Annotated in this window: 29 protein-coding genes; 17 read left to right on the top strand and 12 right to left on the bottom strand. The window is 73.6% G+C overall.

Annotated elements, in window-relative coordinates; translation table 11 throughout:
* Nucleotides 1–75 precede the first annotated feature (75 nt).
* A complete protein-coding gene (locus I003_RS0115520) occupies nt 76–879 on the top strand; it encodes an SAM-dependent methyltransferase (RefSeq protein WP_027772362.1) in 804 nt (267 codons plus the stop codon).
* 63 nt (nt 880–942) lie between these two features.
* Here I003_RS0115520 and I003_RS0115515 read toward each other — a convergent pair whose 3' ends face one another.
* The 6 genes from I003_RS0115515 to I003_RS0115490 all read right to left on the bottom strand — a co-directional run bounded on the left by I003_RS0115515 (nt 943) and on the right by I003_RS0115490 (nt 6,815).
* Nucleotides 943–1,365, bottom strand: a complete 423-nt coding sequence (locus I003_RS0115515) for an SSI family serine proteinase inhibitor (protein WP_027772361.1) — start codon at nt 1,363–1,365, stop codon at nt 943–945.
* A gap of 177 nt (nt 1,366–1,542) precedes the next feature.
* Nucleotides 1,543–3,033 (bottom strand): sensor histidine kinase, encoded by a 1,491-nt coding sequence (locus I003_RS32310; protein WP_051368262.1) that lies wholly within the window; start codon nt 3,031–3,033, stop codon nt 1,543–1,545.
* A complete protein-coding gene (locus tag I003_RS0115505) occupies nt 3,030–3,764 on the bottom strand; it encodes a response regulator transcription factor (RefSeq protein ID WP_027772360.1) in 735 nt (244 codons plus the stop codon). The genes I003_RS32310 and I003_RS0115505 overlap by 4 nt, the downstream gene beginning before the upstream one ends.
* Nucleotides 3,765–3,768: 4 nt before the next feature.
* The gene (locus I003_RS0115500) at nt 3,769–4,803 is read right to left on the bottom strand and encodes a trypsin-like peptidase domain-containing protein (protein WP_027772359.1); all 1,035 of its coding nucleotides are present in this window, start codon (nt 4,801–4,803) and stop codon (nt 3,769–3,771) included.
* A 183-nt stretch (nt 4,804–4,986) separates the two neighbouring features.
* The gene (locus I003_RS0115495; RefSeq protein WP_027772358.1) at nt 4,987–6,003 is read right to left on the bottom strand and encodes a LacI family DNA-binding transcriptional regulator; all 1,017 of its coding nucleotides are present in this window, start codon (nt 6,001–6,003) and stop codon (nt 4,987–4,989) included.
* Between the two features lie 74 nt (nt 6,004–6,077).
* Nucleotides 6,078–6,815: a response regulator transcription factor gene (locus tag I003_RS0115490; protein ID WP_027772357.1), complete on the bottom strand. Its 738-nt coding sequence runs from the start codon at nt 6,813–6,815 to the stop codon at nt 6,078–6,080.
* 172 nt (nt 6,816–6,987) lie between these two features.
* Between I003_RS0115490 and I003_RS0115485 the strand changes: the two genes are divergently transcribed.
* On the top strand, nt 6,988–7,926 hold the full coding sequence (locus tag I003_RS0115485; RefSeq protein WP_027772356.1) for an alpha/beta fold hydrolase: 939 nt from the start codon (nt 6,988–6,990) through the stop codon (nt 7,924–7,926).
* 60 nt (nt 7,927–7,986) lie between these two features.
* On the opposite strand, the gene I003_RS36895 is transcribed toward I003_RS0115485, so the two are convergent.
* The 3 genes from I003_RS36895 to I003_RS0115470 all read right to left on the bottom strand — a co-directional run bounded on the left by I003_RS36895 (nt 7,987) and on the right by I003_RS0115470 (nt 11,890).
* Nucleotides 7,987–8,112, bottom strand: a complete 126-nt coding sequence (locus I003_RS36895; RefSeq protein WP_486584235.1) for a hypothetical protein — start codon at nt 8,110–8,112, stop codon at nt 7,987–7,989.
* 98 nt (nt 8,113–8,210) lie between these two features.
* Complete coding sequence (locus tag I003_RS0115475; RefSeq protein ID WP_027772355.1) at nt 8,211–10,052, bottom strand: ABC transporter ATP-binding protein; 1,842 nt, start codon at nt 10,050–10,052, stop codon at nt 8,211–8,213.
* Between the two features lie 92 nt (nt 10,053–10,144).
* Nucleotides 10,145–11,890 carry an ABC transporter ATP-binding protein gene (locus I003_RS0115470; protein ID WP_027772354.1) on the bottom strand — a complete coding sequence of 582 codons (1,746 nt, stop codon included), beginning with the start codon at nt 11,888–11,890 and terminating at the stop codon, nt 10,145–10,147.
* Between the two features lie 121 nt (nt 11,891–12,011).
* Here I003_RS0115470 and I003_RS0115465 point away from each other — a divergent pair, with 121 nt between their 5' ends.
* From I003_RS0115465 to I003_RS34860, 7 genes are all read left to right on the top strand, one after another.
* Entirely contained in the window at nt 12,012–12,269 is a 258-nt protein-coding gene (locus I003_RS0115465) for a MoaD/ThiS family protein (protein WP_027772353.1), read from the top strand.
* Between the two features lie 7 nt (nt 12,270–12,276).
* Nucleotides 12,277–14,046 (top strand): hypothetical protein, encoded by a 1,770-nt coding sequence (locus tag I003_RS0115460; RefSeq protein ID WP_027772352.1) that lies wholly within the window; start codon nt 12,277–12,279, stop codon nt 14,044–14,046.
* Nucleotides 14,047–14,143: 97 nt separating this feature from the next.
* Nucleotides 14,144–14,872, top strand: coding sequence for an LmeA family phospholipid-binding protein (locus I003_RS0115455; RefSeq protein WP_027772351.1), 729 nt, complete (start codon nt 14,144–14,146; stop codon nt 14,870–14,872).
* Between the two features lie 186 nt (nt 14,873–15,058).
* Nucleotides 15,059–15,199: a putative leader peptide gene (locus tag I003_RS36065; RefSeq protein ID WP_158688978.1), complete on the top strand. Its 141-nt coding sequence runs from the start codon at nt 15,059–15,061 to the stop codon at nt 15,197–15,199.
* A 164-nt stretch (nt 15,200–15,363) separates the two neighbouring features.
* On the top strand, nt 15,364–16,203 hold the full coding sequence (locus tag I003_RS0115445; RefSeq protein WP_027772350.1) for a sulfurtransferase: 840 nt from the start codon (nt 15,364–15,366) through the stop codon (nt 16,201–16,203).
* Between the two features lie 44 nt (nt 16,204–16,247).
* The gene (locus tag I003_RS0115440) at nt 16,248–16,535 is read left to right on the top strand and encodes a DUF1416 domain-containing protein (RefSeq protein ID WP_027772349.1); all 288 of its coding nucleotides are present in this window, start codon (nt 16,248–16,250) and stop codon (nt 16,533–16,535) included.
* 100 nt (nt 16,536–16,635) lie between these two features.
* Nucleotides 16,636–16,887 (top strand): DUF3099 domain-containing protein, encoded by a 252-nt coding sequence (locus I003_RS34860; RefSeq protein ID WP_078564049.1) that lies wholly within the window; start codon nt 16,636–16,638, stop codon nt 16,885–16,887.
* A 42-nt stretch (nt 16,888–16,929) separates the two neighbouring features.
* On the opposite strand, the gene I003_RS0115430 is transcribed toward I003_RS34860, so the two are convergent.
* Nucleotides 16,930–17,292 (bottom strand): DsrE family protein, encoded by a 363-nt coding sequence (locus tag I003_RS0115430; RefSeq protein WP_018836031.1) that lies wholly within the window; start codon nt 17,290–17,292, stop codon nt 16,930–16,932.
* A 385-nt stretch (nt 17,293–17,677) separates the two neighbouring features.
* On the opposite strand from I003_RS0115430, the gene I003_RS0115420 reads away from it, so the two are divergent.
* The 3 genes from I003_RS0115420 to ygfZ all read left to right on the top strand — a co-directional run bounded on the left by I003_RS0115420 (nt 17,678) and on the right by ygfZ (nt 19,812).
* The gene (locus tag I003_RS0115420; RefSeq protein ID WP_027772348.1) at nt 17,678–18,244 is read left to right on the top strand and encodes a heme-binding beta-barrel domain-containing protein; all 567 of its coding nucleotides are present in this window, start codon (nt 17,678–17,680) and stop codon (nt 18,242–18,244) included.
* A gap of 72 nt (nt 18,245–18,316) precedes the next feature.
* On the top strand, nt 18,317–18,769 hold the full coding sequence (locus I003_RS0115415) for a Fur family transcriptional regulator (RefSeq protein WP_027772347.1): 453 nt from the start codon (nt 18,317–18,319) through the stop codon (nt 18,767–18,769).
* 74 nt (nt 18,770–18,843) lie between these two features.
* Entirely contained in the window at nt 18,844–19,812 is a 969-nt protein-coding gene (ygfZ, locus tag I003_RS0115410) for a CAF17-like 4Fe-4S cluster assembly/insertion protein YgfZ (RefSeq protein WP_027772346.1), read from the top strand.
* A gap of 137 nt (nt 19,813–19,949) precedes the next feature.
* On the opposite strand, the gene dtd is transcribed toward ygfZ, so the two are convergent.
* Nucleotides 19,950–20,375 (bottom strand): D-aminoacyl-tRNA deacylase, encoded by a 426-nt coding sequence (dtd, locus tag I003_RS0115405; protein WP_027772345.1) that lies wholly within the window; start codon nt 20,373–20,375, stop codon nt 19,950–19,952.
* A gap of 204 nt (nt 20,376–20,579) precedes the next feature.
* Here dtd and I003_RS0115400 point away from each other — a divergent pair, with 204 nt between their 5' ends.
* The 3 genes from I003_RS0115400 (at nt 20,580) to I003_RS0115390 (ending at nt 23,686) form a co-directional block, all read left to right on the top strand.
* A complete protein-coding gene (locus I003_RS0115400) occupies nt 20,580–21,266 on the top strand; it encodes an RsiG family protein (protein ID WP_027772344.1) in 687 nt (228 codons plus the stop codon).
* Nucleotides 21,267–21,327: 61 nt separating this feature from the next.
* Nucleotides 21,328–22,356: an asparaginase gene (locus I003_RS0115395; protein ID WP_027772343.1), complete on the top strand. Its 1,029-nt coding sequence runs from the start codon at nt 21,328–21,330 to the stop codon at nt 22,354–22,356.
* Between the two features lie 73 nt (nt 22,357–22,429).
* Nucleotides 22,430–23,686 carry a GNAT family N-acetyltransferase gene (locus I003_RS0115390; protein WP_027772342.1) on the top strand — a complete coding sequence of 419 codons (1,257 nt, stop codon included), beginning with the start codon at nt 22,430–22,432 and terminating at the stop codon, nt 23,684–23,686.
* A 37-nt stretch (nt 23,687–23,723) separates the two neighbouring features.
* On the opposite strand, the gene I003_RS0115385 is transcribed toward I003_RS0115390, so the two are convergent.
* Nucleotides 23,724–23,939, bottom strand: a complete 216-nt coding sequence (locus I003_RS0115385; RefSeq protein WP_027772341.1) for a hypothetical protein — start codon at nt 23,937–23,939, stop codon at nt 23,724–23,726.
* A 233-nt stretch (nt 23,940–24,172) separates the two neighbouring features.
* On the opposite strand from I003_RS0115385, the gene I003_RS0115380 reads away from it, so the two are divergent.
* Nucleotides 24,173–25,075 (top strand): winged helix-turn-helix domain-containing protein, encoded by a 903-nt coding sequence (locus tag I003_RS0115380; RefSeq protein ID WP_027772340.1) that lies wholly within the window; start codon nt 24,173–24,175, stop codon nt 25,073–25,075.
* A 113-nt stretch (nt 25,076–25,188) separates the two neighbouring features.
* The gene (locus tag I003_RS0115375; RefSeq protein WP_027772339.1) at nt 25,189–26,361 is read left to right on the top strand and encodes a phosphotransferase; all 1,173 of its coding nucleotides are present in this window, start codon (nt 25,189–25,191) and stop codon (nt 26,359–26,361) included.
* Nucleotides 26,362–26,389 lie beyond the last annotated feature (28 nt).

Genomic DNA, 26,389 nt, shown 5'->3' with positions numbered 1-26,389 from the left:
GCACCGGCGCCTCCTGCCGGCTCCCCGGCGGGAGGAGCCCTCCCGCGCAGACTCTTCCGGCAGGACGGTCACGAGATGAGCAGCAACGAGGACGCCGTACCCCCCGTCGACCCCACCGTGCCGCACGCGGCACGCATCTGGAACTACTGGATGGGCGGCAAGGACAACTACGAGTCCGACCGTGCCGCGGGCGACGCCGTGGCGCAGGTGTACCCGGACATCGTCACCATGGCCCGGCAGTCCCGCCAGTTCCTCATCCGCGTGGTGTCGCATCTGGCCGGGGATGCGGGGATCCGGCAGTTCCTCGACATCGGCACCGGCCTGCCCACGATGCAGAACACCCACGAGGTGGCACAGCAGACCGCCCCCGAGTCCCGCATCGTCTACGTCGACAACGACCCGCTGGTGCTGGCCCACGCCCGCGCCCTGCTGGTCAACACCCGCCCCGAGGGCGTGACCTCCTACGTCCACGCCGACTACCACGACCCGGAGCGGATCCTCGCCGGTGCGGCGAAGACCCTGGACTTCACCGAGCCGGTGGCGGTGATGTTCATGGGCGTGCTGGGCTACGAGCCGGAGCTGAGCGAGCTGCGCCGCATCGTGGGCCGGGTCATGGCGGCCGTCCCGCCGGGCAGCCACCTGGTGCTGTGGGACGGCACCGACACCGGCGAGGCCGTCGTCGAAGGGGGCGAGAAGCTCATCGAGGCCGGCGGGGTCCCGTATCACCTGCGCCGCCCGGACGAGCTGGCCCGGTGCTTCGAAGGGCTGGAGCTGGCCGAACCGGGCATGGTGCCGATCACGGCCTGGCGGCCGGCCTCGGCGAAGGTGGGCGCGGCCAGGCCGATCGACGCGTACGGCGCGGTGGGGCGCAAGCCGTGACGCGCGGGCCACGCCCCGCCGCACCGCGGCCGGGGCGGCGGGGGCGTGGGGCGGGGGCGGGGCTCAGAAGTTGAAGACGTTCCCGCCGGTCGCGAGGTCCGCCGCGCAGGGGTTGGGGTAGACCTCGGAGACGTAGTCGACGGGCTTGCCACGCCAGGTGCCGGTGGCGTGCAGCTCGACCGGGTTGTACTGCATGGTGCACGCGCCCTGCTTGTCGGTCAGCTCCTCGAACCGTCCGTCGACCCTCGTCAGGTCCGTGCAGGCCGACTCCGCCGCGGGGTGCGTGCCGCCGGCGGGGTCGCAGTTGAGGTACGTGAAGCCGCCCCTGGCGCGGTCGCTGACGAACGTCGTCGTCAGCCGCAGGTGCGTGGCCTCGAACGGCTCGGGCAGCGGGCGCTCGGCGAAGGCGGTGGGGGCGGCGGTCAGCGGCAGCAGCACGGCAGCCGCGGTGGCGGCCAGGACGGCTGCGAGGGGCCGGACGGTCATCGGGGGTCCTCCTCGGTGGGCGTGACGCGGGGGCGTCGGGCGTCTGGACGTCAGAGATACCCCAGCCGGTCAGCGGCGCGCGGCACCGTCACCCGAAGGAGGCATGTCCTTCGATTCCGTCTCCCTGACCCGTACGGGGTACGCGGCCGGCACCCGGCCGGATCCGCGGCCCTGCGGCTACGCCGGACGGCCCGCGCCCGCCGCGCCGTCCTGCTCCGGCCGCCCCCGCCCCTGCCCCCGGATCCCGGCTGAGGACCCCGGCGGCGGCTCCGGCGCCCCCGGCAGCCGGACCAGCGCCTCCGTACCGCCGCCGGCCGCCCGGCGCAACTCCACGGTGCCGCCGGCCTGCTGCACCGTACGGGCCACGATCGACAGCCCGAGCCCGCTGCCCGGCCGGCTGCGGGCCGACGGCGAGCGCCAGAACCGCTCGAAGACGTGCGGCAGCTCCGCCTCCGGGATGCCGGGGCCGTGGTCGCGCACCCGCAGCAGCCCGTCGCCGCCGAGCCGCACCTCGACCTGGCCGCCGGCGGGCGAGAACTTCACCGCGTTGTCCAGCAGGTTGACCACGGCCCGCTCCAGCGCCGCGGGCTCGCCCCGTACGAACCAGGGCGCCAGCTCCGCCGTGATCCGCACGTCCGGCGCCCGCAGCCGCACCCGCCGCACCGCCCGCCCGACGACCTCGTCGAGGGGGACGACCTCCATCTGCGCCCTGTCCGGGGCCGCGTCGGGCCGGGACAGCTCCTGCAGGTCGCCGATGAGCGCGGCCAGCTCGGTCATCTGCGCCGTGACCGACTCCAGCAGTTCCCTGCGCTGCCGGGGCGGCAGCTCGCGGCCGGACTCCTCGCTGCGGGTCAGCAGTTCGATGTTCGTGCGCAGCGAGGTCAGCGGCGTGCGCAGCTCGTGCCCGGCGTCGGCGATGAGCTGCTGCTGCCGCTCCTGGGAGGTGGCGAGGGCGGCGGTCATGGCGTTGAAGGAGCGGGACAGCCGGGCGATCTCGTCGTCGCCCTCGACGGGGATCTCCACGGCGAGATCCTCGGTACGGGCGATGTGCTCGACGGTGTGCGTCAGCCGCTCCACGGGGCGCAGGCCCGCGCGGGCGACCCCGAGCCCGATCGCCCCGGCGCCCAAGACGCCACCGCCGGCGGCGAGGGCGAGGACGAGGGCGAGGGTGCGGAGGGGGTCGTTGACCTCGCTGAGGGGGCGGGCGAAGGAGATGGCGGCCGGCCCGTCGTTCAGTTTGAGGCTGCCGCCGATGGTGCGGACCCGCCACTCGGTGCCGTCCGCGGTCACGTCGTGCAGGATCTCGGTGCGCTGCGGGCCGGCCTGGGCGACCGCCTGGTCCGTCTCGGTGACGGGGATGGTGTGCTCACCCTGGAGCAGGCAGGCCCTCCCCTCCGGGAGCACGATCTGAGCCGTCGTCCGGTCCGTGTTCAGGTCACCGGGCGGGCCCGGAGGGAGTTCGTCGACGCAGCCGACGGTGCGGATGACCTGGGGCAGGGTGTTCGGCACCTCGGCCTGCTGCAGCGAACGGTTGAACTCGTTCATGAGCTGGTCGCGGGTGATCAGCCAGCAGGCGATCGCGGCCACCGCGATCGCCACCGCCACCGCCGCGGCGGTGAGCAGGGCCAGCCGCGAACGCATCGGCAGCCGGCCGAAGCGGGAGGTCACCTGCCGGCGCCCCTGGTGTCGCCCTCGGGGGCGCGCAGGACGTAGCCCACGCCGCGCACCGTGTGCACCAGCCGCGGGGCGCCGCCGGCCTCCGTCTTGCGGCGCAGGTACATGACGTACACGTCGAGGGAGTTGGAGGACGGCTCGAAGTCGAAGCCCCAGACGGCCTTGAGGATCTGCTCGCGGGTGAGCACCTGCCGCGGGTGGTGGAGAAAGAGTTCGAGAAGCGTGAACTCGGTGCGGGTCAGCTCCACCGGCCGGCCGCCGCGGGAGACCTCGCGGGCGGCGAGGTCCATCCGCAGATCGCCGAACTCCAGCGTCGCGGCGGTGTCGGGCTGTTCGCCGCCGTCGGCGTACGCGCGGCGGCGCAGCAGCGCGCGGATGCGGGCGAACAGTTCGTCCAGCTCGAACGGCTTGACGAGGTAGTCGTCGGCGCCCGCGTCGAGCCCCGTCACGCGGTCGCCGACGGTGTCGCGGGCGGTGAGCATGAGGATGGGCACCTTGTCGCCGGCGGCCCGCAGCCGGCGGGCGGCGGTCAGGCCGTCCATGCGGGGCATGAGCACGTCGAGGACGACGAGGTCGGGGCGGTACGAGACGGCCTTGTCGAGGGCGTCGAGACCGTCGACGGCGAGTTCGGTCCCGTAGCCCTCGAAGGCGAGGCTGCGCTCCAGCGCCTCGCGTACGGCCGGCTCGTCGTCGACGATCAGGATGCGCTGCTGCTGCTCGGTCACGGCCTCAATTGTTCCTGAGGTCGCCGAGGATCTGCTTCACATCGTTGACAGGGATGGCGAAGCCGAGGCCGACGCTGCCCGCGGAGGAGTCGTCCGGCGGCGTGTACATGGCCGAGTTGATGCCGACGATCCGGCCCTGCATGTCGATGAGCGCACCGCCGGAGTTGCCGTGGTTGAGCGAGGCGTCGGTCTGGATGGCCTGGTACGTGGTCGTCTCCGACCCGAGCCGCCCGTTGTACTGGCCGCCGCCGAAGCCGAACGGCCACTGCTCGTCGCGCTGCGGCTGCCCGCCCGGCTCCTTCTCGACGGTCACGTCGCGGTCGAGCGCGGAGACGATGCCGCTGGTGACGCTGCCGCTCAGACCCTCGGGGGAGCCGATGGCCACGACTTCGTCGCCGACCTGCAGGGAGTCGGAGTCCCCGAGCACGGCGGGCTTGAGGCCGCTCTTGCCCGACACCTTGACGAGGGCGATGTCGAGGTCGGGGTCGGTGCCGACGACCTCGGCGGAGGCGGTGGACCCGTCGCTGAAGGAGACCTGCACCTGCTGGGCACCGGAGACGACGTGGTTGTTGGTCAGGATCTCGCCGCTCTCGGTGACGACGACCCCGGATCCGGTGGCCTGCCCGGAGGTCGAGGACGCCTTGATCTCCACGACGCTGGGGCTGACGGCGGCGGCGACGCCCGCGACGGTGCCCTTGTTCCCGGCGGAGACCTGCGTCCCGCTGGCGACGCCGGAGACGCTGCTGCTCGTCGCGGGGGAGTCGGTCAGCTCCCCGACGAGGGCGGCGCTGCCGCCCCCGACGACGGCGGCGACGAGCGCGGCGGCGGCCAGCAGCCCGACGGGCCCCTTCACCGGCCGGCGCCGCCGCGCCGCGGGGACACCGGGCGGCGGGGCACCGGGCCCGCCGTACCCGCCGCCGTCCGCGCCGGCGGGGGTCCGGGGGTGCCGGCCCGCGCCGGCGCGGTCGGCGGGCAGGACCCCGTCACGGCCGGCTGCGAAGGCGGGCTGGGTGCTGGTGCGGTCTGTCTGCTCCGTCATGCCATCGACGATCCCCGGCCATTCTGAGAGGCGTCTGAGACGTGGGTAAGAAGCGGAGTAAAACCGCGTTTGCCCGATATAAAGCCGGGGGTCTGGAACGCGATCCGCCCGCGGCAGCCCCGCGGGACCGGCGGGAGCACCCGCTCACGGCGCCCGCCTGAGCCGGCTGAGGGCCGCGTGGGCTCACGCGCAGCCGCAGGAGCGGCGGACCACCAGGTGCGAGGGGAACTGCTTCAGGCGTTCGCGGCGGGTGGCCAGGGGGGTTTCGTCCAGGACCAGGTCCACCGCCGCGCGGGCCATCGCCGGACGGTCCGAGGAGACCGTCGTCAGGGGCGGGTCCGTGAGGGCCGCCTCCTTGACGTCGTCGAAGGCCGCCACCGCCAGTTCGCCGGGGACGTCGATGCGCAGTTCGCGGGCCGCCCGGAGGAGACCGATGGCCTGGTCGTCGGTGGCGCAGAAGAGGGCCGGGGGGCGGTCCGGGCCGGCGAGGAGCTTGAGGCCGACCTGGTAGGCGTCGTAGCGGTTGTACGGGGACTGGAAGAGCCGGCCCTCCGTCGGCCGGCCCGCCGCGCGCATCGCGAGGCGCCAGCCCTCCACGTGGTCGGTGACCGGGTCGCCCGTCGTCGGGGTGGTCTCGACACCGCCCAGGCAGGCCACGTACGCGTGGCCGTGCTCCAGCAGATGGCTCGTCGCCAGCCGCGCGCCGCCGACGTCGTCCGTGACGACGACCAGGTCCTCCGGCTGGTCCCGGCGCTCGTGCATGAGCACCACCCGCGCGTCCCACGCGTCGATCTCCGCCGCCGCCGCGGGACTCGGGCCCTGGCTCACGAGGATCAGGCCGGAGACGCGCATCCCGAGGAAGGCCCGCAGATAGTGGACCTCACGGTCGTCGAGATAGTCGGAGTTGCCGACGAGCACCATCTTGCCGCGGTCGGACGCCGCCTGCTCCACCGCGTGCGCCATCTCGCCGAAGAACGGCTGCCGCGCGTCCGGCACGATCATCCCGATGAGGTCCGTGCGCCGCGAGGCCATGGCCTGCGCCACCCGGTCCGGGCGGTAGCCCAGCTCCTTTATCGCCGCGAGCACCCGCTCCCGGGTGGCCGGGGCGACCGGTCGGGGTCCGTTGTTGATGACGTAACTCACGACCGCGGTCGAGGTCCCCGCCAGCCGTGCCACGTCGTCCCGCGTCACCTTGGCCACGGCGCAAGTCTACGCGTGATGATTCCCCGCACTACCCCGCCTCCGTGCCGCCCCGGCCACCGCGCCCGGGCCTCCTACGCGCGGTGGCGCGCCTCCTGCACCGCGCCGTTCTGCTCCCGGTTCTCGGCCTTCTTCTCCGCCTTCTCCGGCACCACGAAGCGGTAACCGACGTTGCGTACCGTGCCGATCAGGGACTCGTGTTCGGGACCGAGTTTCGCCCGCAGGCGCCGCACGTGGACGTCCACGGTGCGGGTGCCGCCGAAGTAGTCGTAGCCCCAGACCTCCTGCAGCAACTGGGCCCGGGTGAACACCCGCCCCGGGTGCTGCGCGAGGTACTTCAGCAGCTCGAACTCCTTGAAGGTCAGGTCCAGCACCCGCCCCTTGAGCTTCGCGCTGTACGTGGCCTCGTCCACCGTCAGATCGCCGTTGCGGATCTCCGTGGGGCTCTCGTCGGCGGGCAGTTGCTGGCGGCCCAGCGCGAGGCGCAGCCGCGCCTCCACCTCCGCCGGCCCCGCGGTGTCCAGCAGCACGTCGTCCACGCCCCACTCGGCGGTGACGGCGGCGAGCCCGCCCTCCGTCACGACGAGGATCAGCGGACAGCCGGGGCCCGTGGAGCGCAGCAACTGACACAGGCTGCGCACCTGCGGCAGGTCGCGACGGCCGTCGATGAGGATGACGTCGGCGCCGGGGGTGTCGATCAGGGCCGGGCCCTCGGCGGGGGCCACCCGGACGTGGTGGAGCAGCAGGCCGAGCGCGGGCAGGACCTCGGCGGAGGGCTGCAGGGCGTTGGTCAGAAGCAGCAGGGAACTCACGGGCGCACCTCCCGGTGCGGGGCGGCGGCGCTCGCGCTCGTGACGGTCGTCGGGGTCTCGGCTCTGCCTCTGCGTTTGCCCATGTGGTCGGCCTCCTCAGAAGGTGGCATGAAAGCACGAAAGGACCCGGGGGCAACCTTGCCCGGGTCCTTCACACGTCAGAATAGCCCACATGAGCTCGACCTCCGCTGCCTCGTCCGGCCGGCGAGACACCGCACCCGGTTCCGCGGCACCCGCACCGCGGGGCTCCCGCACGGTGCTGCTGCGGGCGGAGGACGGGGTGCCGATCGAGGCCGCGTACCGTCCCGGGCCCGGCCCCGGGGCCCCGGCGATCGTGGTGGCGCACGGCTTCACGGGCGCGCTGGAGCGCCCGGCGATCCGGCGGGCGGCGACGGTGTTCGCGCAGCGTGCGGGGGTGGTCACGTTCTCGTTCCGGGGGCACGGCGGCTCGGGCGGGCGGTCGACCGTGGGCGACCGGGAGGTGCTGGACCTGGCGGCGGCGGTGGCGTGGGCCCGGTCGCTGGGGCACGCGCGGGTGGCGACCGTGGGGTTCTCGATGGGCGGCTCGGTGGTGCTGCGCCATGGCGCGCTGTACCGGGCGGAAGCGCAGGGAGGCGAGCGGGAGCGCGGGGGGCGCACGGGGGCGTACGGAAACGCCGCCGCGGGGGGCGGCGGGGACGGCGCGCCGGGCCGCGGCCCGGTGTCGTACGCGGACGCCGTGGTGTCCGTCAGCGCCCCGGCCCGCTGGTTCTACCGCGGCACGGCGCCGATGCGGCGGCTGCACTGGATAGTGGAACGCCGTACGGGCCGCGCGGTCTCCCGCCTCGCCCTGAAGACCCGCGTCCACCACCGCCGCTGGAACCCCGTACCCCTCTCCCCCACGGCCGCGGTCCCCCGGATCGCCCCGGCTCCGCTGCTGATCGTCCACGGCACCCGGGACGGCTACTTCCCCCTCGACCACCCCGAGGCCCTGGCCGCCGCGGCGGCTCCGGGCGCGGCGGAGTTGTGGCTGGAGGAGGACTTCGGCCACGCGGAGAACGCGGCGAGCGACGAACTGCTGACCCGGATCGCCACGTGGGCGTCGGAGGCCGTCAGCGAACGTAGTCCTTGAGTTCGTGGGTATCGAATGCGATCCCCATGGGCTGGGGGAGGACGAGCCTCTCACCGAACTTCACGGTGCGTGTGACGCGGTAGCCCTCTCGAACCTGACGGCGTCGTTCAGCTTCTCGGCAGCCTTGGCGATCTCCTCGAACTCCTCGACCGTCATCTGCGAGGTGCGTGCCGTGCGCTCTGCCATAACCGTCATGGTGCACCCCCTTCCGGGCCCCGGCCAGTCTCCCCCGCCGGTGCCCGGCCGATCATCGGGCCGGGACGGAGTCCACCCGCGCGGGTGACCTAGATCGTTTCTGCGGCCGGCTCCGCGAACTGCGCCTGGTACAGCCGCGCGTACGCGCCCTGGGCCGCCAGCAGCTCCTCGTGCGTGCCCTGTTCCACGATGCTGCCCGACTCCATCACCAGGATCACGTCCGCGTCGCGGATCGTGGAGAGGCGGTGGGCGATCACGAAGCTCGTGCGGCCCGTGCGGAGTTCCGCCATCGCCTGCTGGATCAGGACCTCCGTGCGGGTGTCCACCGAGCTGGTCGCCTCGTCCAGGACCAGGATCGCCGGTTCCGCCAGGAACGCGCGGGCGATGGTGACGAGCTGCTTCTCGCCCGCCGAGACGCCCGTGCCCTCCTCGTCGATCACCGTGTCGTAGCCGTCCGGGAGGGTCCGTACGAAGCGGTCGACGTGGGTGGCCTTCGCGGCGGCGACGATCTTGTCGTGCGGGGTGCCCGCCGGGGCGCCGTACGCGATGTTCTCCGCGATCGTGCCGCCGAACAGCCACGTGTCCTGCAGCACCATCCCGATCTGCGCCCGCAGCTCCTCGCGGCTCATCTCCGCCACGTTCACGCCGTCGAGCAGGATCCGGCCGCCGCCCACCTCGTAGAACCGCATCAGCAGGTTCACCAGCGTCGTCTTCCCCGCCCCCGTCGGGCCGACGATCGCCACCGTCTGGCCCGGGCGCACCGTCAGCGACAGGTCCTCGATCAGCGGCCCCTTCTCCGGGTCGTACGAGAACGAGACGCCCTCGAACGCCACCTCGCCCCGCACCGGCGCCGCGGGCCGGGCCGGCGACTGGGGGTCCGGCTCCTGCTCGTCCGCGTCCAGCAGCTCGAAGACCCGCTCCGCCGAGGCCACGCCCGACTGCACCAGGTTGGCCATCGACGCGATCTGCCCCAGCGGCTGGCTGAACTGCCGCGAGTACTGCACGAACGCCTGCACGTCGCCGATCGACAGCGCGCCGGAGGCGACCCGCAGACCGCCGACGACCGCGACCAGCACGTAGTTGAGGTTGCCGATGAACATCATCGCCGGCTGGATCAGCCCGGAGATGAACTGCGCCCGGTAGCCGGCCCGGAACAGCTCGTCGTTCTCCTCCTTGAAGGTCTGCGCCGCCTCGTCGCGGCGGCCGAAGACCTGGACCAGCGAGTGGCCGGTGTACATCTCCTCGATGTGCGCGTTCAGCTTGCCGGTGGACGCCCACTGCGCCACGAACTGCGGCTGCGCCCGCTTGCCGACCCGGGTCGCGACCGTGATCGACAGGGGCACGGTCACCAGCGCGACCAGCGCCAGCAGCGGCGAGATCCAGAACATCACCGCCAGCACCCCGACGATCGTCAGCAGCGACGACACGATCTGGCTCATGGTCTGCTGCAGCGACTGCCCGACGTTGTCGATGTCGTTGGTCGTCCGGGAGAGGATCTCGCCGCGCTGGTTGCGGTCGAAGTACGACAGGGGCAGCCGCGACAGCTTGGCCTCCACCTCCTCGCGCAGCCGGAAGACCGCCCGCTGGACGACCACGGCCGTCAGCCGCGTCTGCGCGAGGCCGAATCCCCAGGCGGCGAGGTAGGCCAGGGCCGCCCACAGCAGCGTGCGGCCCACCGCGTCGAAGTCGATGCCGTCGGTGGGGCGGGCGGAGCCGGTGTCGACCTGGCCGCCGTAGACGCCGGCGACGACGAGGTCGGTGGCGTGGCCGAGGAGCTTCGGGCCCGCGACCGTGAGCGCGATGGCGGCGGCGCCGAGGGCGAGGATGGCGCGGATCAGGGTGCGGTCGGGGCGCAGGGTGCGCAGGAGGCGGACGGCGGAGCCGCGGAAGTCGATCGAGCGCTCCATGGGCGGGCCGCTGAACATGCGCATGGGCCCGCCGCCGGCGTGGCGCGGGCCGGGCGCTCCGCCGCCGGGGCGCGGGCCGGGTACCGGCTGCTGCCCGGGTTCCTTCGCCGGCGCGCTCATGCAGCCGCCTCCTTCTCGGTGAGCTGGGAGAGCACGATCTCGCGGTACGTCCCGTTCGCCGCCATCAGCTCCACGTGCGTACCCGTACCCGCCACCCGGCCCTCGTCCAGGACCACGATCCGGTCCGCGTCCCGGATCGTGGCGACGCGCTGGGCGACGATCACGACCGTCGCGTCCCCGAGCCGGCGGGCGAGGGCCGCGCGCAGGGCCGCGTCGGTGGCGTAGTCGAGGGCGGAGAAGGAGTCGTCGAAGAGGTAGATGTCCGGCCGGTGCACCAGCGCGCGGGCGATCGCGAGGCGCTGCCGCTGGCCGCCGGAGACGTTGGAGCCGCCCTGCGCGACGGACGCGTCGAGGCCGCCGTCCATGTCCTCGACGAAGTCCGCCGCCTGCGCGGTGCGCAGGGCGTCCCACAGCTCGTCCTCGGTGGCGTCGGGTTTTCCGTAGCGGAGGTTCGAGGCGACGGTGCCGCTGAACAGATACGGCTTCTGCGGTACGTACCCGATGGTCCGCGCCAGCGCCGCCGGATCCAGGTCCCGTACGTCCACGCCGCCCACCGCGACGCTGCCCGCGGTGGCGTCGAAGAGCCGCGGCACCAGGGCCAGCAGCGTCGACTTGCCGCTGCCCGTGCTGCCGATGACCGCCGTCGTACGTCCCGGGCGCGCCACCAGGTCGACGTCCGTGAGCACCGGTTCCTCGGCGCCCGGGTAACGGAACTCGACGCCGCGGACGTCGAGCCGCCCGCGCTCGCGCGGCCCCGCCGCCGCGGGCACCGGTGCCGCGGGCGGGACGACGGACGACTCGGTGTCCAGCACCTCCTGGATCCGCTCGGCGCAGACCTCCGCGCGCGGGATCATCATGAACATGAAGGTGGCCATCATCACGCTCATGAGGATGTACATGAGGTAGGAGAGGAACGCCGTCAGCGCGCCGACGTCCATGGCGCCGCTGTCGATGCGCCCGGCCGCGAACCAGACGACGGCGACGCTCGACAGGTTCACCGCGAGCATCGGGGTGGGGAACAGCAGCGCCAGCAGCCGCCCGGTGCGTACCCCCACGTCCATCAGGTCGGCGTTCGCCCTGCCGAAGCGGCGCTGCTCGTGCCCGTCGCGGACGAAGGCGCGGATGACGCGGATGCCGGTGATCTGCTCGCGCATGATGCGGTTCACCTCGTCGATGCGCTTTTGCATGACGCGGAACAGCGGGCGCATGCGGCGCACGATCAGCGCCACGAGGACGCCCACGGCCGGCACGACGATCAGCAGCAGGGACGTCAGCGGCACGTCCTGGGCGAGCGCCATGACGACGCCGCCGACGCACATGATCGGCGCCGCGACCATCATCGTCAGCGTCATCAGGCCGAGCATCTGGATCTGCTGGACGTCGTTGGTGGTGCGGGTGATCAGGGACGGGGCGCCGAAGCGGGCCATCTCGCGGGCGGAGAAGGACTGCACCCGGCCGAAGACGGAGGCGCGGATGTCGCGGCCCAGCGCGTTGGCCGTACGGGCGCCGAAGAACACCGCGCCGCCGGCCGCGGCGAGTTGCACCACGCTGAAGGCGATCATCCAGCCGCCGGTGCGCAGGATGTAGCCGTTGTCTCCGGGGATGACGCCGTGGTCGATGATGTCGGCGTTGAGGGTGGGGAGGTAGAGCGTCGTCAGGGTCGCTATGAGCTGCAGCGCGATGACCCAGCCGATGTCCCGGCGGTACGGGCGCAGGTGGGCGCGGAGGATACGGACGAGCACGTCCGAAGCGTACGTCGAAGGTTGCCCCGGGCGTCGAGATTTTCGCCGGGGGCATGATGGAGGGCCGACGCGCGCGGAGGCACCGCGCGCGGGAGTCGGGCACGGAGAAGGGCGGCACGCCATGACGGCCAACGGCACCATCCGGTACTGGGCGGCGGCCAAGGCCGCGGCGGGCACCGCGGAGGAGCCCTACGCGGCGGACACCCTGGCCGAGGCGCTGGCCGCGGCCCGCGTACGGCACGGGGAGGAGCTGGCGCGCGTGCTGGCCCGGTGCTCGTTCCTGGTGGACGGGCGGGCGGTGGGCGCGCGCGACCATGCGGGGGTGGCGCTGGCGGACGGGGGGACGGTTGAGGTCCTGCCCCCGTTCGCGGGAGGCTAGGCGCACGATGAGCGACCACAGACACGACCCCGCGCGGTGGCCCGCGGCCCCCTCGCAGTCCGCGGACTGGGCCCCGTACGAGCCGGGCGACGGCACCGGCGACGGCCCGCCGAGCGGGCACACGCAGTTCCCGCCGGCGGCGGGGCAGGGCGACGACGGCTATGCCGGGCCGGAGACGCAGTTGGGGATGGCCCTGCACGAGGAGTCGGCGGCGGCCCAGCAGACGGCGTACCTCCCTCCGGTGACGGACGCGGGCCCCTACGAGGGCTCCTACGGCGGCGCGTACGGGAGCGGCGGCGGGCACGGGGCGCCGTACGGCGGCGGCCAGGACCCCGCGGGCGCGGGGCCGCCCGGCGCGGGGTACGACGGAGGCACGTACGGCGGCCGGGGCACCCCGGCCGCGGGACCGGCGGGCGGGCGCGGCCCGGGATACGGCGGCGGCCCGTCCCCCGCGGACGCGGCGCCGTCCGGCGGGCACGCGCCGGCGTACGGCGGCGGCGCGACCGGTGACGGTACGGGCACGGGCCAGGGCCCGCGGGTGTACGCCGCGGGGACGGCGTATCCGCCGGGCACCGGGAGCGACGGCCGTGGCGCGGCGGCGCGGGGGCCGGGAGCGGTCGAGGAGACGGCGTACCTGCCTCCGGTGACGGACGACGGCGCCGCCGGCTACGGCGGCCCCGGCGCCGGCGCCGCCGGCGAGCAGACCGCCTACCTTCCGCCGGTCACCGGACACGGCTCCCCGGCAGGGGCCGGCACCCCGTGGCCCGACGGCTGGGACCGCGGCGGCGCGGGCGCGCCCGGTACCGGCGCGGGCCACCCCGGAACCGCGGGCCGGGGCTCCCCGCCCGGGCCCCACGGTCCTCCACCCGCCCGCCCCGGGGAGAGGGACGGCCAGCCCGACGTCCCGCCGGCCGGCGGCCACGCCCGCCCCGGCGCTCCCGGCGCCGATCCCGGCTTCCCCGGCCCCGGCGGGCCGGAGACCGGCACCCTCTACGGCGCCCCCACCCCCCGCCGCCCCAAGCCCCCCGCCGAGGTGCTCCGCGAAGAGGGCACCTCCGTCCTCATAGCGCCCGGTCCCCAGCCCGCCGCGCTGACCGCCGTACTCGCCGCCCTCCTCGCCGTCGCCGCCGCGCTCGACGTGCGCCCGGGTCTTGCCGTCGCCGTCGCGCTGCTGCAGGGCGTGACCGCGGCCGGCTGGTTCCGGCTGAACGGCATGTGGCCCGCCCGCGAGGGCATCGCGCTGGCCGCCGCCGCCGGCCTCACCGCGACCGGTGTCGTCCTCGCCGTCGACGAGGACGACGCCGCGATCGCCGCGATCGGCTCCCTCGGCGGCTGGTTCCTTCTCATCTCCCTCGTCCAGTTGCGCAGCACCCAGGCCCCCAAGGAGCGCCTCACCGCGCTGAACGTCGCCCTGGCCGCCGCGGCCCTCGCCGTCCTCGCCTCCGGCTACCTCGCCGCCGAGCGGCACGCCGTCGTCGTCGGCGCCGTCGCGGTGGCCGCCGGGACGCTGGGGCGGGCGGTGCCGCTGCCGCCGAACGCCTCGCCCGTCGCCGCCGTCGCCGCGGCGGGGGCCGGCGGTCTCGCGGCGGGGCTCGGCACCGACATGGGCGCCGGTGGCGGCCTGCTGGGGCTGGCGGCGGGGGTGTGCGTGCTCGTCGCGGTCCGGGTGGCCAGCTACGACTACCCGTCGCGGTTCGTGCACATGACGGCCGGGGTGTCCCTGCCGCTCACGCTCTCGGTGCCCGCGGTCCACCTGCTCGGAACGGCCCTGCTCTGACCGGTCGGCACAGGCCGCCGCGTCCGCCAACCTGCGGGTACCGGGCCGTCCGACTGTCTAAGCTCTCAGGCACGACCGACCGGGGGGCGGAGAGCAGATGCGCGCGTTGAAGATCACAGCGGTGGTGCTGGTCGTGGTCGGGGTGCTCGCACTGATCGCCGACCGCATCGCGCTGCGGATGGCCGAATCGGACGCGGCCGAGCGCATCGAGAAGGAGTACGGGTTCTCCCAGCGGCCCGGGATCGACATCAGGGGATTCCCCTTCCTGACCCAGGTGATGGCACGCAAGTTCGAGGCGGTCGACGTACGGATCGACGGCATCGAGGCCGCCGGCAGCGGCGGTCGCGCCCTGCGCCTGGACGGCGTGCGCGGCGAGCTGAAGGGCGTACGGATCGAGGGCGACGACTGGGACCGGGCGACGGCGGACAGGGCCGACGGCAAGGTGACGATCACCTACACCGACATCTCCGCGGCACTGCCGGTGGTGACCGTCTCGTACGGCGGGAAGGGCGCGGCCGGCGAGAACAAGGTGAAGGCGACGGTCGGGACCTCGTTCCTCGGCCAGCGGCTGGAGGAGTCGGTGCTCGGCAAGGTCAGCGTGGTCGACGGCGACACGATCCGGCTGCGGGCCACCGGCGTCGACAACCTCAAGGACGTGCCGGGCCTGGAGGACTTCGTCCGCGACCGCCTGAACTACAACTGGACGATCAACGACCTGCCGCCGGGGATACGCCTGACGGACGTCGACGTGACCGGCGACGGCATCATCATCACGGGCAGCGGCAGGGACGTGGAGCTGGGCGACGAGCGCTCGGCCAGGAACTGAGGGGCACCGCGCGGCCACCCGGGCCGCGACGGGGCCACGTCGTCCGCAGGCTGAGACCGTCGCGTCCATACCGCAGATATCCCGCCCCCGCCGGCCCTCGCCCCCCGTCCCGCCCGGCCTCCGCGCACCGCCGTTCGTCCCGAATGCCGGACGTCGCCGTCTCATAGTCCGACACAACGGTGACACATGCGCACGTCCCTCCGTACGATCGACGTCATGCTGTGCTCGATGAGCGGTCCCCGCCCCCGGGGACAGGCAGATCACCTGACCAAGCGGCGCGCCGTCGACCTGTGCCGCGTCGCCGCCATGCTCTGTCGCACCGCCTGACCGGGGTCCGGGTCCGCAGCTCCCGCCCCCAGCCGGGCCGTGCCTCCCCGCACCGTCCGCCCGGCTGTCCGCACACTCCGCCCCCGGCGCTCCGGCCTGCCTGCTGCGCGCCGGGTGCACACCCGCCCGTACCCCCGTCTCAGCGCTCCGGAGGAGAGAAGCAGATGAGCCGCAGTGACGTCCTGGTGGACGCCGACTGGGTCGAGGCCAACCTCGACAACCCGAAGGTCGTCCTCGTCGAGGTCGACGAGGACACCGCCGCGTACGACAAGAACCACATCAAGAACGCCGTCCGCATCGACTGGAAGACCGACCTCCAGGACCCGGTGCGCCGCGACTTCGTCGACCAGGCCGGCTTCGAGAAGCTGCTCTCCGAGCGGGGCATCGCCAACGACGACACGGTCGTCCTCTACGGCGGCAACAACAACTGGTTCGCGGCGTACGCCTACTGGTACTTCAAGCTCTACGGCCACGAGGACGTCAAGCTCCTCGACGGCGGCCGTAAGAAGTGGGAGCTGGACTCCCGCGACCTGGTCGCCGAGGTGCCGCAGCGCGCGGCGACGGCGTACAAGGCCAAGCCGCAGGACACCGGCATCCGCGCCTTCCGCGACGACGTCGTGGCAGCGATCGGCACCCTCAACCTCGTCGACGTCCGCTCCCCCGACGAGTTCTCCGGCAAGCTGCTGGCCCCGGCGCACCTGCCGCAGGAGCAGTCGCAGCGGCCCGGGCACGTGCCCTCCGCGCGGAACATCCCGTGGTCGAAGTCGGCCAACGACGACGGCACGTTCAAGTCGGACGACGAGCTGAAGGAGCTGTACGAGGGCGAGGGCGTGGACCTGTCGAAGGACACCATCGCCTACTGCCGCATCGGCGAGCGCTCGGCGCACACCTGGTTCGTGCTGCACGAGCTGCTGGGCCAGGAGAACGTCAAGAACTACGACGGCTCCTGGACCGAGTACGGCTCGCTCGTCGGCGTGCCGATCGAGCTGGGCGCCAACGACTGACCGCTGACCGCCCGGTCACACCCCGAGAAAGGACACGACTGCCCATGTGCGGAGCGAAGGCAGGCGGCCCCGACGCCGCGAGCGCCAAGGCCGGCGAGACCACCATCCAGGGCTCCGTGACCCGCGACGGCGAGCCCGTCACCGGTTACGTACGCCTGCTGGACGCCTCCGGCGAGTTCACCGCCGAGGTGCCGACCTCGGCCACCGGCCAGTTCCGGTTCTACGCCGCGGAGGGCACCTGGACCGTACGGGCCCTGGTGCCCGGCGGCACCGCCGACCGCACCGTGGTCGCCCGGCAGGGCGGGCTCTCGGAGGTCGCGATCGCGGTCTGAGACCGAGCGGTCCGCGCGGCGCGCGGACCGTGGACGGCTGCCGTACGGGCGTGCGTCCGCGCGAAAGCCCCGCACCGCCTCCCGGGCGTACCGTGGAGGTATGCGGGGCTTTCGCCGTTCCGGCGTCCGGACGGACCCCCGCGCGCCGCGGAGTCAGCCGCGGCGCCGGAGGCGGTACTTCCTGCTCATGGGCACCGCGGTGCTGCTCTTCGTCCTCTCCGGTGCCGTCGTCCTGCCCTTCTCCGCGACCGCCGCCCTCGTGATGTGCGTGGTGGCCGCCGCCCTCGTGCCGGTGGCGGTGATCATCGGCAACCGGCGGGAACGGGGCGACATGTGGTGGGACGAGAGGTGAACCGGAAACCGAAGGCGCGGTGCGACAACTGAGGACGCACGCTCAGTAGACGAGGGCCTGGCTGCCGTCCGCCATCGCCTCGCTCACGAACACCTGCGCACCGGCGATCCGCACGCCCTCCAGCACGTCCTTCTCCTCGATCCCGCGCCGCGCGGCGCACTGCGTGCACAGGGTGATCCGGCCGCCCGCCAGCACCCCGTCGATCAGCTCCGGCAGCGGCGCGGCGTGCGGCAGCTCGAACTCCGCGGCCCTCCCGGGGAGCGCGAACCACGCGGACTCGCCGGTCAGCCAGAGCGACACCTCCACGCCGCTGGCGGCGGCGACGGCCGCCACCGTGAACGCCTGGGAGCAGCGCTCCGGCGCATCCGTACCCGCGGTCACTTTGATCACAAGCTTCTTGGCCATGCGCCAACTGTAGGTACTGCCGCGAGGGTGACATTCTCGCGGCGCCGCGCCCTGTACTGGTATGGACCGCAGCAGAGGGCGCCGATGACATCTCCCGACGGAACGGGCGGCCCGCCGCCGGCCGACGACCCGCCGACGACCCGGCTCACGCCGGTCGGGCCCGGCATCCGGCCACCGGAGACCGCGTCGCACGGGACGTTCGGGGACCCGGTGCCGGGCCGGTGTCCGGCTCGGCGGTTAGACTCGGCGGTACGCCGTCCTCATCGCGTTACGGAGCGCCCGTGCTGGTCCTCACCTTCGACATCCTGCTCGTGCTGGTCTGCGTGGGCACCCTTGCCTTCGCCGGCCTGGTCGTGAAGAAGCTGTACCAGGGCCAGCGCTGACGATGCCGATCGAAATCCCCTCCGACCTGCACCGGGACCTGGTCCCGCTGGCATTCCTCCTGGGCGACTGGCAGGGTGCGGGCGTCTTCGACTTCCCCGGCAGCGAGAAGTGCAACTTCGGCCAGGAGGTGCGCTTCGGCCACGACGGCCGGGACTTCCTGGCGTACACGTCCTACACCTGGGTGCTCGACGAGGACGGCGAGAAGGTGCGTCCGCTGGAGAGCGAGTCCGGGTACTGGCGGATCGGGCCCGACCGGCAGCTCGACGTCGTCATGGTGCGCGACCACGGCGTCGCCGAGGTCTGGTACGGCGAGATGGCCGAGGGCAAGCCGCAGCTCGACCTGGCCACGGACATGGTCGCGCGCAGCGCCGCCTCCCCGCCGTACGCGGGCGGCAAGCGGCTCTACGGGTACGTCAACGGCGACCTGATGTGGGTCGGCGAGAAGTCCACGCCGGAGGTGGAGCTGCGGCCGTACATGTCGGCCCAGCTCAAGAAGGTCGTCAACCCGCGGGAGTGGGCGAAGGACCTCAAGGACCTCCCGGATGACGGCATCGCCTTCTTCCGCTGACGCCGGGCCCCGTCCGGGACTGCTTTCCGGCAACGGGCCGGGGTTCCGCCGCGACGCTCATACACTTGAGCCGTGGAGACCACCGACTGGAAGCGCGACCTGCGCGAGCGCGGCTATCGCCTGACTCCGCAGCGGCAGCTCGTGCTGGAGGCGGTCGACTCCCTGGAGCACGCGACGCCCGACGACATCCTCGGCGAGGTCCGCAAGACCGCCGCCGGCGTCAACATCTCCACCGTGTACCGCACGCTGGAGCTGCTGGAGGAGCTGGGCCTCGTCAGCCACGCGCACCTCAACCACGGCCCGCCGACGTACCACATCGCCGACCGCCACCATCATCTGCACCTCGTGTGCCGCGTCTGCGACCGGGTCATCGAGGCGGAGAACGCGGTGGCGGAGCCGTTCGCGGAGGCGCTGCGGCAGCGGTTCGGGTTCGAGAGCGACGTGCAGCACTTCGCGATCCTCGGCCGCTGCGCCACCTGCGCCGAGTCCGGTACGTCCGGCAGCTCCGCCGCGGCCCGCCCCTGAGGCCCGCGGGACCCCCGCGCGCGACCGCATCCGGCCCGTGACCCCGGGTGGCCGGCCGGACGTACTCTTGAACCATGAACGCGCCTTCCCCCCTCCTCTCCCTGCCCGGGGCGGTCGCCGCCGAGGCTCCCGACGAGGGCGTCGCCGCGCACTACGGCGATCTCTTCCGGGAGCAGCGCGCGCTGGACTCCGGCGAGGGCTTCGTCGACCTCTCCCACCGCGGCGTCGTGTCGGTCACCGGCGAGGACCGGCTGAGCTGGCTGCACCTGCTGCTGACGCAGCACGTGGAGGCGCTCGCGCCGGGGCACGCCACCGAGGCGCTGGTGCTGTCCGCCCACGGGCACATCGAGCACGCGCTGTACCTCGTCGACGACGGCGAGACGACGTGGGCGCACGTGGAGCCGGGCACGCAGAAGGACCTCCTCGCGTACCTGGAGAGCATGAAGTTCTTCTACCGGGTGGACATCGCCGACCGTACGGACGAACTCGCCGTCGTCCATCTGCCGGCCGGCTCCATCGCGGAGGTGCCCGACGGGGTGACCGTCCGCGAGACGGCGTACGGGCGCGACCTCTTCCTGCCGCGCGGGAAGCTGGCGGACTTCCCCGCCGTCGCGGGCGCGCCGGCCGGCGTGCTGGCGTACGAGGCGCTGCGGGTGGCGGCGCACCGGCCGCGGCTGGGCCTGGAGACCGACCACCGCACGATCCCGCACGAGGTGGGCTGGATAGGCACGGCGGTGCACCTGGAGAAGGGGTGCTACCGGGGGCAGGAGACGGTGGCGCGGGTGCAGAACCTCGGCCGGCCGCCGCGCCGGCTGGTCTTCCTGCACCTCGACGGCAGCGAGGTGACACTCCCACCGCACGGGGCGGCGATCCGGCTGGCGGCCGAGGAGGAGGGGCGCAAGCTGGGCTTCGTCACGACCTCGGTCCGCCACCACGAGCTGGGGCCGATCGCGCTGGCGCTGGTGAAGCGGAACGTTCCGGCCGACGCGGCGCTGCTGGCGGACGGGACGGCGGCGGCGCAGGAGACCGTGGTCGAGCCCTGAGGCAGTGGGGCGGCGGCGCCCCGCGCGCGGGGGCGTGCTTCCGTGCGCCTCGGATGTCGCGTACGCCCCCCGTGCCCCGGACATACGCACGCGTGTACGCCGCTGGTGCGTACGCCCGCCGGATGCACCCGCCCGGTTCAGACCTCGACCAGCACCGTGAACGGGCCGTCGTTCGTCAGCGTCACCCGCATCGGCGCGCCGAACACCCCGGTCGCGACCTGCGCACCCAGTGCCCGCAGTTGCGCGACGACCTCCTCGACCAGCGGCTCCGCGACCTCCCCCGGCGCCGCCGCCTGCCAGGTCGGCCGACGCCCCTTGCGCGGGTCGCCGTAGAGGGTGAACTGGCTGATCACGAGCAGCGGCGCCGCCACGTCCGAGCACGACTTCTCGCCGTCCAGCACCCGCAGCGTCCACAGCTTGCGGGCAAGCTGCGCGGCCTTCGCGGGGGTGTCGTCGTGGGTGACGCCCACGAGCACGCACAGCCCCTCGCCCGCCACCTCGCCGACCGTCTCGCCGCCGACCTCGACCCGGGCGCCGTCCACCCGCTGCACCACCGCTCGCATGCGTCGCATTATCCCGCCGGTGCGACGTGCGCCGCCGTGCCCCCGGGCGCCGCACAGTGCGCGGGGCCGAACGGGCGCGGTCTCCCTGCGATCCCACCCCGGGCAATGGCACGATTGCCTTCGGTGTCCGGCAGGTCGTCCGAAGATGCGGCATCTTCGGACGAACCGATGCGACATCTTCGGACGAAGGGGACTGACACTCGCATGAGCTCTTCCGGAGCCGGGCGGCCCACGCCGCCCGTACCGACCGCGCGCAGCGGCCCGGCCGCCGACCGGCGGCCCCGCCCGCCGGGGCCGCGCTCCCCGGACGGCGGACCGGCGCAGGCCGCTCAGGCAGGTCCGCGCTCCGCGGTGCCCGCACCGGTGGGCGCCACCGCCACGGCCATGCTCGCCGCCCCCGGCCCGGTGGAGCCCTCCGCGCCGCTCGACGGGCTGGGCCTGCCCGAGCTGCGCCGCCTGCGCCGCCTGGCGCAGCAGGAGGAGGCCGACCTCAGCTACGTACGCCGCCTGCTGCACGGCCGGATCGACATCCTCCGCGCCGAGCTGGGCCGCCGCGCGAGCCCGCACTCACCGGTGCTCGACCGGCTGCCCGAGATCCTCACCGACGGCCCCTCGCCACGCCCGGCCTCGGCCCGCCACGTCACGCTGGGCACGCCGCTGCGCGAGGAGTACCGGGAGCTGGCGGAGGAGATGCTCGCGGAGGTGGCGCTCTCCGACCTGTCCGCCCGTACGGACGAGGAGCTGCACCGGGGCCTTGCCCGGCTGGCCGGCTACGAGGCGCGGATCTCCGGCCGCCGGCAGCGGCTGCAGCGGACGGCGGACGAGTGCAGCGCGGAGATCGCGCGCCGCTATCGTGAAGGGGAGGCGCAGGTCGACGACCTGCTGTCCTGAGTTCTGACCGAGCGACGGAGCGGTGACCCCGAGGCCGTCCCCGGCACGGAAGGCGCCGCCCATGCACGACGAGTCCTGGATAACCCCGCCGCCGGTCCCCGTGCCGGCCCCGGCCGCGGAGGGCGCGTACGGCGGCCCCGCGCCCGTGCTGGCGGAGGTGCTGCGCTCCGGCTTCACCGAAGGGCGGCACCGCGGGTCGCTGGTGGTGCTGGGGCCGGACGGCCAGGTGGAGCGGGCGTGGGGGGACGTGACGTCGCCGATGTTCCCGCGGTCGGCGAACAAGCCTTTCCAGGCGGTGGCGGTGCTGCGGGCGGGGGCGCGCACGGACGGGGTGCCGCTGGCCGGGGAGCGGCTGGCGCTGGCCGCGGCCAGCCACTCGGGCGAACCGTTCCACCTGGATCTCGTCCGCAAGATGCTCGCCGGATCCGGGCTGACCGAGGACGCCCTGCGGACCCCGCCCGACCTGCCGCTGGACCCCGAGGAGCGGGAGGCGTACCTCGCCGCCGGGCGGAGCCGCGACCGGGTGACCATGAACTGCTCCGGAAAACACGCCGCGATGCTCGCGGCCTGCGTCGCCAACGGCTGGCCGCGGGAGTCGTATCTGGCCGCCGAGCACCCGCTGCAGCGCCTGGTGCGGGAGGTGGTCGAGGAGACGGCGGACGAGGACGTACGGCACGTCGGCGTCGACGGCTGCGGCGCTCCGCTGATGTCGCTGTCGCTGACGGCGCTGGCGCGCGGCTTCCGCCGGCTGGTGCTGGCCGCCGGGGAGACGCCGGAGCGGCGGGTGGCGGACGCGATGCGGGCGCATCCGGAGTACGTCGCGGGCACCCGCCGGTGGGACACGTGGCTGATGCGCGGGGTACCGGGGGCGCTGGCGAAGGTCGGCGCCGAGGGCGTGCAGGCGGTGGCGCTGCCGGACGGCCGGGCGCTGGCCTTCAAGGTCGACGACGGGGCGCTGCGGGCCGTCGGTCCGGTGCTGGCACGGGGGTTGGCGCTGCTGGGCGTACGGTCGCCGGTGCTGGCCAGGATCGGGGCGGCACCGCTGCTGGGCGGCGGGGAGCAGGTGGGGGAAATTCGCGCGACGTTCTGACGCACGGCGCCTAGCGTGGGCAGATGATCGAATCCTCCGGCAGAGCTGTGCATCCCGCGAGCGGGGTGCGGTCATGAGCCACGGCATCGAGATCCGCACGCTCACCGAAGGCGACGTGGCCGACTGGATGCGCGCCATGCAGACCGGCTTCATGCGTCCCCCCTCGGTCACCGAGGCGGACGTGGAGCTGTTCTCGAAGACCCGCGACCTGTCCCGCACGCGGGGCGCGTACGACGGCAGACGCTGGGTCGCCACGTACCGCAGCTTCGACCAGGAGCTGACCGTCCCGGGCGGGGCCGCGGTGTCCTCGTGCGCGGTGTCCGCCGTCACCGTCTCGCCGACGCACCGCAGACGCGGCCTGCTGAGCCGGATGCTGCGGGAGGACATGGAGGCGGCGAAGGAGCGCGGCGACGTGGTCGCCAGCCTGATCGCCGCGGAGTACCCGATCTACGGCCGCTACGGCTTCGGCCCCGCCGCCTGGACGACCGACTACGACGTGACCACCCCGCGCGCCCAGCTCGACCCGCGCTATGCGGGCCCGGACGACGGCGGCACCGTCGAACTCCTCGACGCCGCCGAGCTGACGGCGATCGCCCCGGCGCTGCACGACCGCTTCCGCCGGCTGGTCCCCGGCGCGGTGAACCGGGACGCCACCCGGTGGCAGGCGTACACCGGCGCGGCCCACTACAGCGTCGACGAGCCGTGGCACGAGCCCTTCCACGCGGTGTACCGCTCGGCGGCGGGGGAGCCGGAGGGCATCGTCACGTACCGCACCAAGTGGGGCGACTGGCCCGGCAAGCTCTCCGACGACGAGCTGACCGTGACCGACCTGTTCACCGTCACCCCGGCCGCGGAGCGGGCGCTCTGGCGCTACCTGGTCTCCTTCGACTGGATCACGACCATCCATACGGGCCACCGGGCGCCCGACGATCTCCTCCCCCTCTACCTGGGTGACCCTCGGGCGGCCCGGGTGACCACGCACGCGGACTACCTGTGGCTGCGGCCACTGGACGTCCCGCGACTTCTGGAGGCCCGCACGTACGCGGCCTCCGGCTCTCTGGTGCTCGACGTACACGACCCGGCCGGCCTGGCCGGCGGGCGCTTCCTGCTGGACGCCGGCGGCCCGGGCAGCGCCGGCTGCGCACCCACGGACCGGCCCGCCGACCTCGCCCTGAGCGTGGCGGAGCTGGCGCGGCTCTGCCTGGGCGACGAGTCCGCGGTGCGGCTCGCCGCCCTGGGCGTGGTCGACGAGGAGCGCCCGGGCGCCGCCGCACGGGCGGACGCCCTGCTGCGCACCTCGCGCCGGCCGTGGTGTCCCGACATGTTCTAGATACGGTTCCTGCGTTGGTGCGTTCTACCGCTGCCGCCTACTGCCCGGCCGCGGCGCGGCCGGGCTCGGCGGACTGGAGCAGCAGCACGGCGAGCGCGAGGCCGCCGATGGTCATGCACGTGACGTTCTGCGCCTTGAGCCCCACGAGCAAGGTGGTGAGCCCGATCGCTCCCACCGCGCCGAAGCGCCATTCGACGAAGCGCTCGAAGCCGACGAGCAGCGCGGACATGGCCAGAGTGATTCCGACCGGCATGGTGGGTCCCTCCCTTCTGCGTACGCAGCGGTCCCCCCTCCCCCCATGCGCCTTCGGACAGCGGGAGAGCGCGAGCCCCGGGCGACGAACCATCACCGCCAACTTCCGTCAGTTGCCACCAGGGTCGCAGAGTTGGTAACCAACTCTGCTTAACTTGTGCCCAGTTGGTAACCAACTCAAAACATTCTCCGGACAACCCCCGCCGGTTGGCCGGAAGTTGTAAGGTTGGCAGGGTGAGCAGGGACCAGCCTTCGGCGAACGGCGGCCGGGTCGCACGCGACCGCGTCGCCGACGCACTGCGTGCACGCATCGACTCCGGCGAACTACGGCCGGGCGACAGCCTGCCGACCCAGAAAGCCCTGATGGACGAGTTCGACGTCGAGCGCGGCGTCGTACGCAAAGCACTCGAGCTGCTCAAGCGCGAGCACCTGCTCGCCGACGTCGGCAGGGGCTCCCCACCGACGGTCGCCGAGCCCTCCGCCCCCCGCGAGGAAGCCCCGGCGCTCACCGCGGGGGTGGAGTTGGCGGAACGGCTCGACGTGGCATTTCAGGCCACCCACGTGACCCTCGATGCCTTCAGCCTGACCACCGAGACACTCAACCAGGCGATCGCGCCCACCCTGATGGCCATCGCCGCCGGCCGCACCGCCCCCCGCTCGGTCACCTGCCGCCTCATGGTCCCCAGCCCCGACGCCCACCTGGCGCTCCCCCTGCTCGTCGGCGACCCGGCCGACCCGCGCCCGCTCAAGCGCCTCGACCGCCTGGTCGAGCTGCACGCGCGCGCCTTCGCGCACGCCCTGCAGTACCTCCGCGAACGCGGCCGGGTGAAGGAGCTCTCCGTCGAGGTCCGCGGCGTGGCCCTCACCCCGACCACGAAGCTCTACGTCCTCAACGGCACCGAGGTCCTCACCGGTTTCTACGAGGTCGTCCCCAACCACGTCCCCGACCCGGCCGGCCACGAGCTCATGGAGATCTACGACGTACTCGGCGTCGACACCTCGCTCTTCCGCCACTCCTCGGCCGACGACGCCCGCGACCGCCACGAGGCGGCGTACGTCGACAGCGCCAGACGGTGGTTCGAATCGGCGTGGCAGAAAATTGCGAAGCCGTATCCGGGGATCCCCCCGACGCTGTGAGGGTCGACGTCACGCCGCGGCAATACGTCTGCGGTACTCTCAGCCCCAGCCAGCCGCCCTGCCCACGGCGGCTGCTCCCATCCGCCGTGCTCGTGAACGGTCTGCCACCGCCCATGCCCACCGAAGCGCCCGGACCCCAGGGCGGCCTGCCGCGACTGCTGTACGAGCTGCGGCTGCGCTGGCACTTCCGGCGACACCGCCGCCGCCCCGGCGGGATCCTGCTGCGCGGCCAGCACAACACCAACTACGTGGTGCCGCTCGACGAGGCGTTCGCCGCGATAGTGCGTGCGGAACCGGGTGCGAGCGGCAAGTTCCGTACCCCGATGAAGACCGTGGAGGTCCTGCCGCGCACCTGGGGGAACGAGGCCGACGTGCTCGCCGCCGTCCGGCGGCACCTGCCCGCGGTCCCCACCTGCCTGCTCACCCGCGGCGGCCACGCACTGCACACCTTCACCGAGGGCGCACCGCTGTCCGCCCACCACCCGGCGGACGAGCCCGTGGGCGAGCCGACGCTGCGCCGACTCGCGGAGGTGATGCGGCGCATCGCCGAGGTGCCGACCGGCGAGCTGCCGCCGCTGCCGCCCGAGTGGCCGGTGGGCGACGACACCCCGGCCTTCCTGCGGACGCTGGTCGACTTCGCCGAGAGCCGCGTCTTCCTCACGTACCACGACGACTTCGGCACGCTCTTCGAGAGGCTCGGCATCACCGGTGCCGCCGCCCGCCGCTTCTACCGGCGCGCCGGCGACCTGACCCGCCGCCCCTTCCGGCTCCTCCACACCGACCTGCACCGCGACAACGTCCTGCGGCTGCCCGGCGCCGCGGGCGACCTCTTCGTCGTCGACTGGGAGATCGCCCTCTTCGGCGACCCGCTGCACGAGTTGGCCACGCACCTGGTGCGCATGGGCTACGGGCCGCGGGAGACCGAGCGGATGAAAGAGCTGTGGTGCGAGGAGATGACCGGGCACGGCCTCGCGGACGCCACCCGCGGCTTCGAGGACCTGGAGGTCTACCTCGACTTCGAACGCGCGCAGTCGCTCTACCCCGACACCATGCGCACGGCGCTCAGCCTCTCCCCGGACGCAGGCGACGCGGAGCTGCGACGCGGGGCCCGGCGCATCCGGCGGTCTCTGCACAACGCCGTGAAGGCCGCGGGACTGGCGCGGGTCCCCGAGGAGGCAGAGGTCATGGCGGCGCTCGCCCATTGGCTCGCGGGCCAGTCGGGGTATCGTCGTCGCCAGCGTCTGAAACGCCGCTACTCGGCCGGGGCGCTGCCCCCACCGCCCTGACCACCACCCGGGGCAACCGACTTATGGA

It is taken from the genome of Streptomyces sp. CNQ329 (assembly GCF_000482585.1).
Note: the sequence above shows the minus strand (reverse complement) of the source record. Positions and strands in the feature narration are given on the sequence as shown.

Excerpts from the sequence above, each read along its gene's own strand:
- I003_RS0115520 (WP_027772362.1), top strand. The coding sequence starts at position 76 with ATGAGCAGCAACGAGGACGCCGTACCCCCCGTCGACCCCACCGTGCCG.
- I003_RS0115515 (WP_027772361.1), bottom strand. The coding sequence starts at position 1,365 with ATGACCGTCCGGCCCCTCGCAGCCGTCCTGGCCGCCACCGCGGCTGCC.
- I003_RS0115500 (WP_027772359.1), bottom strand. The coding sequence starts at position 4,803 with ATGACGGAGCAGACAGACCGCACCAGCACCCAGCCCGCCTTCGCAGCC.
- I003_RS0115485 (WP_027772356.1), top strand. The coding sequence starts at position 6,988 with ATGAGCTCGACCTCCGCTGCCTCGTCCGGCCGGCGAGACACCGCACCC.
- I003_RS36895 (WP_486584235.1), bottom strand. The coding sequence starts at position 8,112 with ATGGCAGAGCGCACGGCACGCACCTCGCAGATGACGGTCGAGGAGTTC.
- I003_RS0115475 (WP_027772355.1), bottom strand. The coding sequence starts at position 10,052 with ATGCGCATGTTCAGCGGCCCGCCCATGGAGCGCTCGATCGACTTCCGC.
- I003_RS0115465 (WP_027772353.1), top strand. The coding sequence starts at position 12,012 with ATGACGGCCAACGGCACCATCCGGTACTGGGCGGCGGCCAAGGCCGCG.
- I003_RS0115460 (WP_027772352.1), top strand. The coding sequence starts at position 12,277 with ATGAGCGACCACAGACACGACCCCGCGCGGTGGCCCGCGGCCCCCTCG.
- I003_RS0115455 (WP_027772351.1), top strand. The coding sequence starts at position 14,144 with ATGCGCGCGTTGAAGATCACAGCGGTGGTGCTGGTCGTGGTCGGGGTG.
- I003_RS36065 (WP_158688978.1), top strand. The coding sequence starts at position 15,059 with ATGCGCACGTCCCTCCGTACGATCGACGTCATGCTGTGCTCGATGAGC.
- I003_RS0115445 (WP_027772350.1), top strand. The coding sequence starts at position 15,364 with ATGAGCCGCAGTGACGTCCTGGTGGACGCCGACTGGGTCGAGGCCAAC.
- I003_RS0115440 (WP_027772349.1), top strand. The coding sequence starts at position 16,248 with ATGTGCGGAGCGAAGGCAGGCGGCCCCGACGCCGCGAGCGCCAAGGCC.
- I003_RS34860 (WP_078564049.1), top strand. The coding sequence starts at position 16,636 with ATGCGGGGCTTTCGCCGTTCCGGCGTCCGGACGGACCCCCGCGCGCCG.
- I003_RS0115430 (WP_018836031.1), bottom strand. The coding sequence starts at position 17,292 with ATGGCCAAGAAGCTTGTGATCAAAGTGACCGCGGGTACGGATGCGCCG.
- I003_RS0115420 (WP_027772348.1), top strand. The coding sequence starts at position 17,678 with ATGCCGATCGAAATCCCCTCCGACCTGCACCGGGACCTGGTCCCGCTG.
- ygfZ (WP_027772346.1), top strand. The coding sequence starts at position 18,844 with ATGAACGCGCCTTCCCCCCTCCTCTCCCTGCCCGGGGCGGTCGCCGCC.
- dtd (WP_027772345.1), bottom strand. The coding sequence starts at position 20,375 with ATGCGAGCGGTGGTGCAGCGGGTGGACGGCGCCCGGGTCGAGGTCGGC.
- I003_RS0115400 (WP_027772344.1), top strand. The coding sequence starts at position 20,580 with ATGAGCTCTTCCGGAGCCGGGCGGCCCACGCCGCCCGTACCGACCGCG.
- I003_RS0115395 (WP_027772343.1), top strand. The coding sequence starts at position 21,328 with ATGCACGACGAGTCCTGGATAACCCCGCCGCCGGTCCCCGTGCCGGCC.
- I003_RS0115390 (WP_027772342.1), top strand. The coding sequence starts at position 22,430 with ATGAGCCACGGCATCGAGATCCGCACGCTCACCGAAGGCGACGTGGCC.
- I003_RS0115385 (WP_027772341.1), bottom strand. The coding sequence starts at position 23,939 with ATGCCGGTCGGAATCACTCTGGCCATGTCCGCGCTGCTCGTCGGCTTC.
- I003_RS0115375 (WP_027772339.1), top strand. The coding sequence starts at position 25,189 with ATGCCCACCGAAGCGCCCGGACCCCAGGGCGGCCTGCCGCGACTGCTG.